This window comes from uncultured Acetatifactor sp. (assembly GCF_948601915.1).
Lineage (GTDB): Bacteria > Bacillota > Clostridia > Lachnospirales > Lachnospiraceae > Acetatifactor.
Map to the genome: position 1 here is coordinate 1 of NZ_CAPDXS010000047.1, position 14462 is coordinate 14462.

The window sequence follows — 14462 nt, forward strand, 5'->3', positions numbered from 1 at the left end:
GATCCAGTACTTTTTCTTGATTTCATGTAATTTTAAGGGGCTGCTGAATAGTTACTATGCACGAACATAAAGGGATTGAAGGAACATATGCAGTTCAGGGTAAATAAGGACGGAGAGGAGGAAGCAGATATGTGCAAAGCGCTGAGAGAGATTGTGGAGGAAGCGGAGAAGCAGGGGGTGCGTAAGGGTGTAAAACAAGGCAGACAGCAGGGCAGAAGGCAAGGCAGAAGGCAAGGGGAAGAAATCCTCGGACAGCTGGTGGGCAGGCTGCTATCGGAGGGAAGGACAGAGGACGCGCGCCTTGCCGCAGAGGACGAGGCGGCCAGACGCAAGCTTTACAGGGAGTATGGCATATTGAACGGCTGTGAGGCCAGAGATTGATTCTTTATAACATTTTATTGATATTTATGCGTGAATCAGTTATTATAGTTAGAAAATATCCAGCGGAGCGACCCGCATATCAGGAAAGGGAGATGAATATGGAACTACATATCACATGTATTCCCGGCGACGGCATCGGGCCGGAAATCGTCCGGGAGGCAAAAAAGGTTCTGGAGAAGATAGCCGTTGTATACGGCCATAAAATGGTATTCGAGGACATCCTCATGGGAGGCGCGTCCATCGACGTGCATGGGGTTCCCCTGACGGAGGAGGCCATTGCCAAGGCGAAGGCGGCGGACGCTGTGCTGATGGGCTCCATCGGCGGCGACACTACGAAATCCCCCTGGTATAAGCTGCCCCCCAACCTGCGCCCGGAGGCGGGGCTTCTGGCTATCCGCAAGGCCCTGAACCTGTTCGCGAACCTGCGCCCGGCAGTGCTTTATGACGAGCTGGCAGGTGCGTGCCCTTTGAAAGAGGAAATCAGCAAGGCGGGCTTCGATATGATGATCATGCGGGAACTCACCGGCGGGCTGTATTTCGGTGAACGCAAAACCGTTGAGGAAAATGGGGTGCGCAAGGCCATTGATACCTTGACTTATGATGAGAACGAAATCCGCCGCATTGCCATAAAGGGCTTCGATATCGCCATGAAGCGCCGCAGGAAGGTGACAAGCGTGGACAAGGCCAATGTGCTGGACTCCTCCAGGCTGTGGAGGAAAGTGGTGGAGGAAGTGGCCGCGGATTACCCTGAGGTGGAGCTGGAGCATATGCTGGTGGACAATTGCGCCATGCAGCTTGTGAAAGACCCGGCTCAGTTCGATGTCATTCTTACCGAAAATATGTTCGGAGACATCCTGTCCGATGAAGCCAGCATGGTCACGGGTTCCATCGGCATGCTGGCCAGCGCCAGCTTAAACGACAGCAAATTTGGCCTCTACGAGCCCAGTCACGGCTCCGCGCCGGATATTGCGGGGCAGGACATCGCGAATCCTATCGCTACGGTTCTGAGCGCCGCCATGATGCTGCGCTACAGCTTCGACCTGGACAAGGAGGCGGATGCGATTGAGCAGGCCGTGAAGCAGGTGCTGAAGGACGGATACCGCACGGGAGACATCTATTCTGAAGGCTGTACAAAAGTGGGCTGCAGCGAGATGGGCAGCTTGCTGGAGGGGAGGATAAGATAGATGCAGGATACTGTTGAAAGGCACATGAGAAGATATGGATTATCTGGCAATGCGGAGATACGCTATATCGACCTGGTCAGCGAAGTGGGTGAGCTTGGCAAGGAGATTCTGAAAACAGTTGACTACGGCAAAAAGAGCGTTATTTCCGGGCGACATGAATATAGTGATAATGCGAAGATGGAAATGGGAGACTGCATTTTTGCCCTTTTGGCATTGTGCTGTGGGATGAGGATAGATGCCAGAGAAGCATTGGAGACTGCCTTGGCGAAATATGATGAGCGTTTTTCAACAGGAGGCGGAATAAGTTCGGAAATCATAGATGAAATACCAAATCAGGAGGGACTAACATGAGGAGTGACGCAGTAAAGACGGGCACCGCACAGGCGCCCCACAGAAGCTTGTTCAACGCGCTGGGGTATACGGAGGAGGAGAGGAGACGTCCGCTGATCGGAATCGTCTGTTCCTACAATGAGATCGTGCCCGGCCATATGAACCTTGACAAGATTGCGGAGGCAGTGAAGATGGGCGTGGCCATGGCGGGCGGCACTCCCATCATGTTCCCTGCCATCGCGGTGTGCGACGGCATCGCCATGGGGCATGTGGGCATGAAATATTCCCTGGTGACCAGGGATCTGATAGCGGACAGCACGGAGTGTATGGCATTGGCTCACGGCTTTGACGGGCTGGTGTGCATCCCCAACTGCGACAAGAACGTGCCGGGCCTTCTGATGGCGGCGGCCAGGGTGAACATCCCCACCATTTTCGTGTCGGGCGGCCCTATGATGGCGGGCCGTATCCACGGACAGAAGAAGAGCCTGTCCTCCATGTTCGAGGCCGTGGGCAGCGTGGCGGCAGGCACCATGTCCATGGAGGAGCTGTGCGAATATGAGGAGAAGGTATGCCCTACCTGCGGCTCCTGCTCCGGCATGTATACGGCCAATTCCATGAACTGCCTGACGGAGGCCATCGGCATGGGGCTTCGGGGCAATGGCACGATACCGGCGGTGTACTCCGAGCGCATCCGGCTGGCCAAGCACGCGGGCATGAAGATCATGGAGCTGGTGGAAAAGGACATCAAGCCCTGCGACATCATGACCGAGAAAGCGTTTATGAATGCCCTCACCGTGGACATGGCCCTGGGCTGCTCCACCAATTCCATGCTCCATCTCCCCGCCATCGCCAGGGAAGCCGGTGTGGATCTGAATCTGGACATCGCCAACGAATTGTCCGCAAAGACGCCGAATCTGTGCCACCTGGCTCCGGCAGGCCCCACCTACATGGAAGACCTGAACGAGGCGGGCGGCGTGTACGCGGTGATGAACGAACTGACGAAGAAGAATCTGTTGAATCTCGACTGCATGACCGTAAACGGCACTCCCATCGGAGAGAACATCAAAGACTGCAGGAACCTGAATCCCGAGGTCATCCGCCCGGTGGAGAATCCCTATTCCGAGACCGGCGGCATCGCCATCCTGAAGGGCAATCTGGCTCCCGACAGCGGCGTGGTGAAGCGCTCCGCGGTGGTGCCCGAGATGCTGGTGCACCAGGGGCCTGCCAGAGTCTTCGACTGTGAGGAGGATGCCATCGATGCCATCAAGGGCGGCAAAATCGTGGCGGGGGATGTGGTGGTCATCCGCTATGAAGGCCCCAAGGGAGGCCCCGGTATGCGGGAGATGCTCAATCCCACCTCTGCCATCGCGGGCATGGGATTGGGCGCCAGCGTGGCCCTGATCACGGACGGACGGTTCTCCGGCGCGTCCAGAGGGGCATCCATCGGGCATGTGTCTCCCGAGGCGGCAGTGGGCGGCCCTATCGCTCTGGTGGAGGAAGGGGACATCATCAGCATCAATATTCCGGAGAATAAGCTGGATGTGCTGGTTTCCGATGAAATATTGGCCCAAAGGCGTGCGAACTGGCAGCCCAGGGAGCCTAAAGTCACCACCGGGTATCTGACCAGGTATCGTGAGATGGTCACCAGCGGCAACCGGGGCGCGGTGCTGGAGATTGCGGAGAGGTGAAAGGACTGGAACGGCAGTACACAAGGGTTGACACGGTAAGGCAGTATGTGGACGGCATGCTGAACAATCTCACTGACCCGGACGAACGGCGGGCAGGGTATGTCCATCTGTATGGCGTGGGGCAGGCGGGAGCGCTGATCGCGCTGCGCCGGGGACATGACCGGGAATGTGCGGAATTGGCGCAGATTGCGGGAATGCTCCATGATTTTGCGGCGTACAGGGATGGCATACGGGAGAATCATGCCGAAAGCAGCAGTGTGGAGGCGGGGAAGATTCTCAGGGATGCGGGCTGTTTTACGGCGGAGGAGATAGCCCTTGTGTGCCATGCAATCGGGAAGCACAGCGACAAGGAGCAGACGGACGCCGCATTCGACGAAATACTGAAGGATGCCGACGTAATGCAGCACTGGCTGCGCAATCCCATGGAGGAGTATTATTTCCGTATGGACAGAACCCGGCGGATTGCCCGGGAGTTCGGGCTTGTGCGGGAATGAAGGGAACGCGTTTCGGTGAGAGGCAGGGAAAACGTTGGCGGGTGATTTCCCGAATGCGGGGGAGAATGCGGATCGGCATAGAACGGAGGATTATATCATGCAGTTGAATGGATCGGAAATCGTTGTGGAATGTCTGAAAGAGCAGGGCGTGGACACTGTCTTCGGCTACCCCGGGGGCACCATCCTGAACATATACGACACCCTTTACAAACACAGCGATGAAATCAGACATATACTTACATCCCATGAGCAGGGGGCTGCCCATGCCGCGGACGGATACGCCAGGGCCACGGGCAAGGTGGGCGTGTGCCTGGCCACCAGCGGCCCGGGAGCCACGAACCTGGTGACGGGCATCGCCACGGCCTACATGGATTCCGTGCCCGTGGTGGCCATCACGGCCAATGTGACCCTTCCCATGCTGGGGAAGGACAGCTTCCAGGAGGTGGACATCGCCGGGGTGACCATGCCCATCACGAAACATGGCTACATCGTGAAGAATGTGGAGGAGCTTGCGGACACCATCAGACGGGCGTTCACCATCGCCAGGAGCGGCCGCCCCGGCCCCGTGCTGGTGGACATCACCAAGGACGTGACCGCCGCTGTCTGTGAGTATGTCCCGAAGCCTGTGGAAGTGGAGCCCAGGGCATACCGCTGCACCGAGGAGGAGATCGGCCAGGTGGCGGAATACATCCGGGCCGCGAAAAAGCCCTATATCTATCTGGGCGGCGGCGCCGTGGCTTCGGATGCCTGCGAGGAGGTGGCGGCTTTCGCGGAGCTGATTGACGCCCCCGTATGCGACACCCTGATGGGAAAGGGCGCGTTTGACGGCAGGAGCGAGAGGTACACCGGCATGATCGGCATGCACGGCACCAAGACATCCAACCTGGGCGTCAGCCAGTGCGATCTGCTGATTGCCCTGGGTGCCAGGTTCTCCGACCGGGTCATCGGCAATCCGAAGAAATTCGCGGAGAATGCCAGAATCATACATATGGACATCGATGCGGCTGAAATCAACAAGAACATCCGCGCGGATGCCAGCCTGGTGGGCGATTTGAAGCTGGTGCTCCAGGAGCTGAACAGGCGCCTGGAGAAGCAGGAGCACAGCGACTGGATGAAGACCATCGCTGATTTGAAGACGAAATATCCCTTAAAATATGACGATTCCCAGTTATCCTGCCCCTATGTGATAGAGGCCATCGACAGGGTCACCAAGGGGGAGGCCCTGATCACCACGGACGTAGGGCAGCATCAGATGTGGGCGGCGCAGTATTACCGCTACACGAAGCCCCGCACCTTCCTCTCCTCTGGCGGCCTGGGCACCATGGGATACGGCCTGGGGGCCTGCATCGGCGCCCAGCTTGGGCAGCCGGATAAGCTCTGCATCAATATCGCGGGGGACGGGTGCTTCCGCATGAACATGAATGAACTGGCCACGGCCAGCCGCTACAACATCCCCATCATCCAGGTGGTCATCAACAACCATGTGCTGGGGATGGTGCGGCAGTGGCAGACCCTGTTCTACGGAAAGCGCTATTCCCAGACGGTCTTGAACGACAGGGTGGACTTCTGCAAGGTGGCGGAGGGGCTGGGCTGTACGGCCATCCGCGTGACCACCAGGGAAGAGGTGGAGCCTGCCATCGAGAAGGCCATCGCCCTGAAGGCTCCGGTGCTGATAGAGTGCCTCATTCCGGAGGACGACAAGGTGTTCCCCATGGTTCCGGCGGGAGCGCCCATAGCGGAGGTATTCGACGGGGACGATCTCTAGGAGCAGCCCCATTCGTTTCCCGGGACGGCCCTGCCGGAAAGCAGGGCCGTCTTCACAGGGAGAGAGGACTAGATTTTGGGAGGAGAACGGCCGGTAGGTTCCGGCTGCGCTTATGAAGAGGATTTTACGGTTTCTGACGATATTTCTGTTAAGCGGCATACTGTTGGGGCTGGGGGGACTGCTGGCCCTGACTCTGTATTACCGGAACAATTTTCCTGTGAATACGTGGATCAACGGGGTGTACTGTACCGGAAAATCCATAGAACAGGTGAACGAGGAGCTGGCGGGCGCGCAGGAGGAATCGGAGGTATCTCTGATAACGATTGTGGATGCTGACGGCGCCGGTTGGGAAATCGATATGCGGGCCGCTGACATCAGGCCGGATTACAGGGACGCGCTGAGGGCGTATCTGAAGCAGAACGCGTCCGTCTATTGGATGGACAATCTCCAGGAGCCCGTGTCCAGCGAGCTGGCGGCGGGAAAGTATGCCGTGGACAGGGAAAAGCTGCAGACCTGCCTGGAAGGGCTGCCATTTGTGGAGGAAGAGCGGAAACAGGCGGAGGGTGTCAGGGTACGGAAGTCGGAGGAGGGCTTCGTGCTCCAGGACGGGAACGCGGATCGGCTGAACCCGGAAAAGGCCTGCGCCTATGTGGAGGAGTGTCTGGCAAAAGGGCAGACGGCCATAGACCTGGCGGCGGGGGGATGCTATGAGAATCTGCCGGACAGCGCTTACGACAGGAGGCAGCGGGATATCTGGGAGCAGGTGTCGGCATACGCGGAGAGAGGGAGCAGGATCGTATATGACATGGGGGCTGAGCAGATTCCTCTGACACCGGCTGTCACATCGGGTTTCCTGAAAACGGAGAGGGACGGCTGTCCGGTTCTGGATGAAGAAGGAGGAGTCGTAATCGACGAAGCCATGATTCAGGCCTGGGTGGAGGCCCTGGCGGCGGATTACGATACCTGCGGCAGGGAGAAGCAGTTCCAATCCACCAGGGGAGACCTGGTAACGGTAAACTATGTCACCTACGGGACGAAGCTGGACGTGGAGGCCGAGAAAGCATACCTTCTGGAGGCGCTGCAGAACCGGGCAGGCAATCAGGCGGCAGCCCCGGGGGAGGCTGCCGGTACGCAGGGCGCGGCAGATTCTGATGTGTCGGACGGAACGGAAATGCATGTGCCCGCATATATTCAAAAGGGGTATGTGCGGGGGCTGGACGACATCGGCGATACCTATATCGAAATAGACATGACGGAACAGAAGATGTACTACTACGCGGCAGGGGAACTGGAGCTGGAGACGGATATCGTGACAGGCAATACGGGCAGGCGCATGGGCACGCCCCAGGGAATCAATTATATCCATGGGAAACAGCGGAACCAGATCCTGCGGGGTGCCGACTATGAATCTTTCGTCAAATACTGGGTGCCTGTGGTCGGAAACATCGGAATCCATGACGCCAGCTGGAGGGGGAGCTTCGGGGGACAGATATATCAGACAGGCGGCTCCCATGGCTGCATCAATACGCCCACAGCCAATATGTCGCAGCTCTATGAGATGGTGGAGGTGGGGATGCCGGTGATCATGTTCTACTGATTTTCCCGGATTATGCTGCAGACCGCCGGAATTTACAGTAGGAAAATGAGCAAAGGTATCTTGCCGGCGGCCTGTAGTCGGGATTCAGCGTAAGTTTTGTCGGCGTGCGGTATAAATGGCGGAATTGTTTCCAGCAGCCCGAAATCGGAACGTAAATTGTACCCTGAGAATTTAACGATGTACTTGACTAAAGCGCCGGGAGCGTTTATTCTATATCTATGTGACGATTCATGTGACAATCCATGTGATGGAACAGGCCGGAATCCCCGGGAAATTCTCGCCCTCGACTTTCTAAAGCTTTCAGAGGAAGTGGAGGGAGCTCTCCCGGGCCATGCGTAAAGGCGCGAAAGCGCCGAACAGCCGGGAGATCAAAGGGACGATAGAAAACAGTTATACTGCAGACCGCCAGGATTTACAGTGGTGTCTCCGGGAAAGTGCTTGGCTGGCGGTCTGCAGTCGGGTTGCCCTGCAAATTTATACTGCTTAACGATTTCACTTGCCGTGAAACCAGACTGCATAACGCTGACTGGTTCATTCGCATGATTACATTAGGCAGCATTCAGCGTTATGCAGTATAACCGGTGTGCAGTATAATTTCCAGTCCATAGAAAGAAGTGAGGAGGAGCCAAGATGAAGAGAGTCTACAATTTCTCCGCGGGGCCTGCGGTCCTGCCTGAGGAGGTGCTGCGGGAGGCGGCGGACGAGATGCTGGATTACAAGGGGACAGGTATGTCCGTCATGGAGATGAGCCACCGCTCCAAGGCCTATGATACCATTATCAAGGAGGCGGAGGCTGATCTGCGTGATTTGATGAAGATTCCCGATAATTACAGGGTACTGTTCCTGCAGGGAGGCGCCAGCCAGCAGTTCGCTATGATTCCCATGAATCTGATGAAGAATAAGGTGGCCGATTACATCGTCACCGGGCAGTGGGCGAAGAAGGCTTATCAGGAGGCGCAGATTTACGGCAGAGCGAATAAGATTGCGTCTTCGGAGGATGAGACTTTCTCTTATATTCCGGATTGCTCCAATCTGCCGATCAGCGAGGATGCGGATTATGTCTATATCTGCGAGAACAATACCATCTATGGGACGAAGTTCAAGGCTTTGCCGGATACTAAGGGAAAGCCGCTGGTGGCGGATGTGTCCAGCTGCTTTCTGTCGGAGCCGGTGGATGTGACGAAATATGGTGTGATTTATGGCGGCGTACAGAAGAACATCGGGCCTGCCGGGGTGGTCATCGTCATCATCCGGGAGGATCTGATTACGGAGGATGTGCTGCCCGGCACGCCTACCATGCTGCGGTACAAAATCCATGCGGACAATGCGTCCCTGTACAATACGCCGCCCGCCTACGGCATCTATATCTGCGGTAAGGTGTTCAAGTGGCTGAAAAGACAGGGCGGCCTGGAGGCCATGAAGGAATATAATGAGAAAAAGGCGAAGATACTCTATGATTTCCTGGATCAGAGCAAAATGTTCCGGGGGACGGTCCGGAAGGAAGACCGCTCTCTGATGAACGTGCCTTTCGTCACCGGGGATGGGGATCTGGACGCGAAGTTCGTGAAGGAGGCGAAGGAGGCCGGATTCGAGAACCTGAAGGGCCACCGCTCCGTAGGCGGCATGCGGGCCAGCATCTACAATGCCATGCCCATGGAGGGCGTGGAGAAGCTTGTGGAGTTCATGAGGAAGTTCGAGGCGGAGAACGCGTAAGCTAAGGATAGAAGAAAATACATGAAACTTGAAGTAAAGTCGGATGGCGCCTGGTATCATGGATCCAATATGCTTTTTACGGAGTTGAGAACAGGCAGTACCATAACACAGTGGAAAGAACTTGCAGAGGCATTTTCACATCAGCCCAGTATGCTATGCTATGACGATGATGGCGTAATCGAACATAACGGAAAAGAAAAAGGATATTTGTATCAAATTGATGAAGCGGTTGACATGCAGAACGACATATACCGGCATCCGGGAACGACAATGGACGAAAACGCAGAATTTCTGACCAAACGTCCCTTAAAAGTAAAAATGATCGGTGAATGCTGAATGGCCGGAATGCGTTCGGATAGGAGAAGCTATGTACAAAATCAATTGCATGAATCCCATCGCACAGGTGGGTTTACAGAATTTCAGCAGTGAATATGAAATCACCGCGGACGTGGAGGCGGCGGAGGGCATTTTGGTGCGCAGCGCGTCCATGCATGAGATGGAGCTGCCGAAAGGGCTTCTGGCCGTGGCCAGGGCCGGCGCCGGGGTCAATAACATCCCGCTGGAGAAATGCGCGGAGCATGGCGTGGTGGTGTTCAATACGCCGGGGGCCAACGCCAACGGCGTGAAGGAGCTGGTCATCGCCGGGATGCTGCTGGCGGCCCGGGACGTGGTGGGCGGCATTGAGTGGGTGAAAGCGGCGAAGGAGGATGCGGATATCGCGAAGTCCGCGGAGAAGGCCAAGAAGAATTTCGCGGGCACGGAGATTAAGGGCAAGAAGCTGGGGGTCATCGGCCTGGGCGCAATCGGCGTGAAGGTGGCCAATGCGGCGGTGGCGCTGGACATGGAGGTGTACGGGTACGACCCTTATCTGTCCGTGAACGCGGCCTGGAGCCTGAGCCGGGCGGTACACCATGTGACCAATGTGGAGGATATCTACGCCCAGTGCGACTACATCACCATCCATGTGCCGCTGCTGGATTCCACCAGGGGCATGCTGAATGCGGATGCCATTTCCAAGATGAAGGACGGTGTCATTCTGCTGAACTTCGCCAGGGATCTGCTGGCGAATGAGGCGGATGTGCTGGAGGCCTTAAAGAGCGGCAAGGTGGCCAGGTATGTGTCGGATTTCCCCAATCCCACTACGGCGGGGCAGAAGGGCTGTATCGTCATACCCCATCTGGGAGCCAGCACCGAGGAGTCCGAGGACAATTGCGCGGTGATGGCCGTGGAGGAGATGATGGACTACCTGGAGAATGGAAATATACGCAACAGCGTGAACTACCCCGCCTGTGACATGGGGATATGCACGAAGGCTGGCCGGGTGGCAATCTTCCATAAGAACATCGCGAATATGATTACCAAGTTCGCCGCCAAATTCGGCGAGAAGGGAATCAATATCAGCGACATGACTAACAAGTCCCGGGGAGAGGTGGCTTATACCATGCTGGATGTGGAGGAGGCCCCCACGGAGGAAATCATCCGTGCGCTGGAGGCGATTCAGGGCGTGTTCAGGGTGCGGATCGTGAAAGGATGAATATCGGAAATCGGATGCCCCGCGGCTTGGCTGCGGGGCATTGACTGTTTATCGCCACCCTTTCATGGTAGGGTATTTATGTTTTTTGCAATTTGCTTGACAATTTCCTCGTCGCTCTTTTACTATAGGGGTGTAAGAGGGGATAGTATTTGCAGAGATTTGCGGAGGATTCCGGAAAGGGGAGGCAGGGCGCATGGACAGGATATTGGTGGTGGAGGACGACGGGAGCGTCCGGGAGGAGCTGACATTGCTTTTGCGGGCCAACGGGTATGAGGTGGTGGGGCAGCCGCCCTGCGAGCTGGCGCTGCTGGACGTGAACCTCCCCGGGGAGAGCGGGTTCGAGCTGTGCAGGAGGCTTCGGATGGAGTCGGATGTGCCCGTGATTTTCCTCACGGGGCGGGACTCCGCGGAGGACGAGCTGCTGGGCTTTGGGGTGGGGGCGGACGATTACATCCGCAAGCCTTATCATTCCTCGGTGCTGCTGGCCCGGATGGAGAGGCTCTTGAAAGTCAGGAGGGGCGCTTCGCCGGAGCAGGGGGTGCCCGGGCAGGGCGATTGTGTGCTTGCCGTCAGGGGCCTTGCGCTGGATTTGGCGCAGCTTGCGGCGGAGTATCAGGGGCAGCGGCTGGAGCTGACGAAGAACGAGACGCGGATTCTGGCCTGCCTGATGAAGAAGGGCCTCTGCACCAAAGAGGAGCTGGTGGAGGATTTGTGGCAGAACAGTTTGTATGTGGATGAGAATACGCTGTATGTGAATGTGAACCGGCTGCGGGAGAAGCTGAAGCGGGCGGGAGCGGGGGAATTCATCCGGACAGTCCGGGGGGTGGGGTATCGGTTGTGAGGGCGGGGAAGATTTATACGGTTTTTCGTTATTTCGGGGATGCCTGTGAGTCCAGGCTGGTGACGCTGTGTTTCTTGGGCATGGGAGGGCTTGGTTTTGGATTGATTCTGGCTGTGGCGGGAGCGGGGGCGGCGCTGATCGGGCTTCTGGCGGGAGTGTATCTGGCGGTGGTCCTGCTCTGGCTTCTGGCAGTGGGGCTGCTGGAGGGGAGGCGGATGGAGGCGCTGGAGAAGCTGATTCGGGATTTGCCGGAGGTCTGGCTGCTGGGGGAGGTGCTGCCGAAGCCTGTGGGCGCTTTGGAGAGGCGGTATTTCCGTATCATGCTGGAGCTGTCCCGCTGTGCGGTAGGGGTGGCGGAGGAGGCCCGCAGGGAGAAGGAGGCGTACTGCGATTATGTGGAGCGTTGGATTCATGAGATGAAGACGCCGCTGACGGCATGTTCTCTGATCCTGGACAATGGAGGGGATGGGCGGAAGCTGCGGCGGGAGCTGAAGCGGGCGGACAATCTGACGGAGAGCATTCTGTACTACGCCAGGCTGCGGACTATGGAAAAGGATGTGAAGATATGTGGGTTTTCCGCGGCAGATGTGATAGAGGAGGCGGTGAAGAGCCAGATGGAGCTATTGATCGGGGCGGGCATCAGGGTGGAGGCGGAGGGGGATTTCCCTGTCTATTCGGACAGGAAATCGGTGTGCTTTATGCTGAAGCAGCTTTTGGTCAACTGCGCGAAGCACTGTCCGGGCTGCCAGATAAGCATCTGGGCTGCGGAGGGCACGATTTCCGTCCGGGACGATGGGCCCGGGATTTTGGCCCATGAGCTGCGCCAGGTCACGGAGCGGGGATTTACGGGAAGCTGTGCGGGAGCAGCGGCTTCCCGGATGGACGGGGATGGCTGCCCTGGAAGCGGCGCAGGCAGGGCGGTCAGGGATACCTGGCCGCAAGGTGCAGGGTACAGCGCATCCGGCGGTACCGGAATGGGGTTATATCTTGTAAAGCAGCTGTGCGACCGCCTGGGAATCTCCCTTGGGATAGCGTCCGTGGCAGGAGAATTCACCTGTATCAGCCTGGGGTTTCAGAGCACAGGCTGAACGCTGCTTTCGGCGCACTTTTGATGTACCCTTACAAAACCGTAAGAAAAAACAGGATTTCCGTTAGAACAAACCCCTCCGTCCTGTGGTAAGATAAGGACGAAGAGGTGACAGACATGGAAAGAAACGACAAAGAAAAAATCCTGGAAATCGAAAATGTGACAAAATACTACGGCAGCGGAGCCGTTGTCACGAAAGCCCTGGACGGCATCTCCTTCGATGTGGAAAAGGGCGAGTTCACCGCCATCATGGGGGCGTCCGGCTCCGGGAAGAGCACCCTGCTGAACGTGATCTCCACAATAGACAGGGTAAGCTGTGGCGAAATCCGCGTGGAGGGTAGGCGGCTCACCGGGATGCGGGAGAACGACCTCTCCGCATTCCGCAGGGACAGGCTGGGATTCATCTTTCAGGAGTACAATCTCCTGGACACACTGACGATCGGGGAGAACATCGTGCTGCCCCTGCACCTGAAAAAGCTGCCCCCGCAGGAGAGCGCAGGGGAACTGAAGCGGGTGGCACAGGCCCTGGGGGTGGCGGACCAGCTGGACAAATTCCCCCGGGAGCTCTCCGGCGGGCAGCGCCAGCGGGCGGCCTGCGCCCGGGCCCTCATTGCGAACCCGGCATTGATTCTAGGGGACGTAAAATGGAGTATGCTTTTTATTGTGTATTGTGTGTATAGCGTTCAGAAAAAGAGGAAAAAGAGAACGCCATACACAAATAAATCCTAAATTTGTGTATAGCGTCATCAACATATCAGAAAGCAGAAGCAGGTGGAAGGGCATGAACCGGACGCCGTTTTTTATTGCCTAAAATAGTCAAAGTGATGCAGGATGTTTGTGAACTATTCCGGATAGCATTTTCCCAGGAAGATGGTATAGTGTTGTCCTGAGAAAGAGGAAAGGAGGCAGAGCAGCATGCCACAGCAAAAAAAGATGCCCGGCACAGCAAGAGAGAAACGTAACTGCTGGATGCGGGGAAACGGTTCCTACAGTTTCCGTGGGGAACTCAAACATGGGATTTCACTGAACAAGAGATACCTCAAACGGAAAGTACGCCACACAGACACAGAGATTGCCCTCAAGGGCAATGGATACCGGAAGATATGCCGGACAGTCAATATGGTGAATTTTTCTTAAAGGATGGCCATGCACTTTCGATTATGGGGTGCATGGTTTTTTTGTGGAAAAGAGCCATAAAGCAGGATACGGTAATTGGTTGAAGATTGGAGGGATGGCATGGACAAGGAAAGCATCCGCCAGGATAAGGAACTGGCAAGGGCGGCAATAAAAGGACTGACTGCTTATGCGGAGCAGATCGCACATCAGGGAAAAGAGGATGAGATACAGCAGGTAAGGAGTCTGGTTGATGCACTTGGCCTGTATTGGGGAGTGGATGAAAAGAGGGACTGGACGGGGGAATTTGATGAGAGGGTGCAGAAAGCATTGCAGAAAAGGGGCATACCACAGCGCCAAACCAGCCTGGCCCGGATAAAGGCGGTAACAGGCCTGTGCCGGTATGCAGAGGAAATGGCTTCTGCCCAGGGGGTAGAGGAAATAGGGAGGATACGGGAAATCCCGGATGTTATCAGACGCATGGGAAAGGTATGGGAAATGTGTCAGAGCGACATTGAAAATGCCTGTCGCAGAATCGAGGATATTGCGGAGTCGCTGCAGGCGGCACAGCAGCCCGCGGGGATCAGAATGCAATAAATTGTGCGAAGGGAACAGGAATGGATATCAAACAGAGGATCAACAAATTCAACACAGAGAACCGCCCTTTTTATATTGTCGATCACGAGAACGGCGAATATAGTTTATGCCTTGCACTGTCTTTCATAGATCGGAAGA

The 14462-nt window shown here is 56.5% G+C and carries 14 protein-coding genes; all 14 read left to right on the top strand.

The window, feature by feature from the left end; all coding sequences use genetic code 11:
• Positions 1–129 precede the first annotated feature (129 nt).
• The 14 genes from Q2B33_RS09935 (at position 130) to Q2B33_RS10000 (ending at position 14324) form a co-directional block, all read left to right on the top strand.
• The gene (locus Q2B33_RS09935; protein ID WP_300791905.1) at positions 130–381 is read left to right on the top strand and encodes a hypothetical protein; all 252 of its coding nucleotides are present in this window, start codon (positions 130–132) and stop codon (positions 379–381) included.
• A 98-nt stretch (positions 382–479) separates the two neighbouring features.
• The gene (leuB, locus tag Q2B33_RS09940; RefSeq protein WP_296478739.1) at positions 480–1565 is read left to right on the top strand and encodes a 3-isopropylmalate dehydrogenase; all 1086 of its coding nucleotides are present in this window, start codon (positions 480–482) and stop codon (positions 1563–1565) included.
• Positions 1566–1916, top strand: coding sequence for a MazG nucleotide pyrophosphohydrolase domain-containing protein (locus tag Q2B33_RS09945; RefSeq protein WP_251209343.1), 351 nt, complete (start codon positions 1566–1568; stop codon positions 1914–1916).
• The gene (ilvD, locus tag Q2B33_RS09950) at positions 1913–3583 is read left to right on the top strand and encodes a dihydroxy-acid dehydratase (protein ID WP_300783842.1); all 1671 of its coding nucleotides are present in this window, start codon (positions 1913–1915) and stop codon (positions 3581–3583) included. The genes Q2B33_RS09945 and ilvD overlap by 4 nt, the downstream gene beginning before the upstream one ends.
• The gene (locus Q2B33_RS09955; RefSeq protein ID WP_300565374.1) at positions 3580–4077 is read left to right on the top strand and encodes an HD domain-containing protein; all 498 of its coding nucleotides are present in this window, start codon (positions 3580–3582) and stop codon (positions 4075–4077) included. Before ilvD ends, Q2B33_RS09955 begins: the two co-directional genes overlap by 4 nt.
• A 94-nt stretch (positions 4078–4171) precedes the next feature.
• Complete coding sequence (gene ilvB, locus Q2B33_RS09960; protein ID WP_334305375.1) at positions 4172–5842, top strand: biosynthetic-type acetolactate synthase large subunit; 1671 nt, start codon at positions 4172–4174, stop codon at positions 5840–5842.
• Positions 5843–5954: 112 nt separating this feature from the next.
• Complete coding sequence (locus tag Q2B33_RS09965) at positions 5955–7439, top strand: L,D-transpeptidase family protein (RefSeq protein WP_300565378.1); 1485 nt, start codon at positions 5955–5957, stop codon at positions 7437–7439.
• A 630-nt stretch (positions 7440–8069) separates the two neighbouring features.
• Complete coding sequence (gene serC, locus Q2B33_RS09970) at positions 8070–9152, top strand: 3-phosphoserine/phosphohydroxythreonine transaminase (protein WP_300565380.1); 1083 nt, start codon at positions 8070–8072, stop codon at positions 9150–9152.
• 21 nt (positions 9153–9173) lie between these two features.
• Positions 9174–9488, top strand: a complete 315-nt coding sequence (locus Q2B33_RS09975) for a hypothetical protein (RefSeq protein ID WP_300565382.1) — start codon at positions 9174–9176, stop codon at positions 9486–9488.
• Positions 9489–9519: 31 nt separating this feature from the next.
• Positions 9520–10686: a phosphoglycerate dehydrogenase gene (locus Q2B33_RS09980; protein WP_300565384.1), complete on the top strand. Its 1167-nt coding sequence runs from the start codon at positions 9520–9522 to the stop codon at positions 10684–10686.
• Positions 10687–10879: 193 nt separating this feature from the next.
• A complete protein-coding gene (locus Q2B33_RS09985) occupies positions 10880–11527 on the top strand; it encodes a response regulator transcription factor (protein WP_300565386.1) in 648 nt (215 codons plus the stop codon).
• Positions 11524–12615, top strand: a complete 1092-nt coding sequence (locus Q2B33_RS09990; RefSeq protein ID WP_300565388.1) for a HAMP domain-containing sensor histidine kinase — start codon at positions 11524–11526, stop codon at positions 12613–12615. The genes Q2B33_RS09985 and Q2B33_RS09990 overlap by 4 nt, the downstream gene beginning before the upstream one ends.
• A 116-nt stretch (positions 12616–12731) precedes the next feature.
• Positions 12732–13343 (top strand): ABC transporter ATP-binding protein, encoded by a 612-nt coding sequence (locus Q2B33_RS09995; RefSeq protein WP_300783846.1) that lies wholly within the window; start codon positions 12732–12734, stop codon positions 13341–13343.
• A 507-nt stretch (positions 13344–13850) separates the two neighbouring features.
• Positions 13851–14324, top strand: a complete 474-nt coding sequence (locus Q2B33_RS10000) for a hypothetical protein (RefSeq protein WP_300783848.1) — start codon at positions 13851–13853, stop codon at positions 14322–14324.
• Positions 14325–14462: the final 138 nt, after the last annotated feature.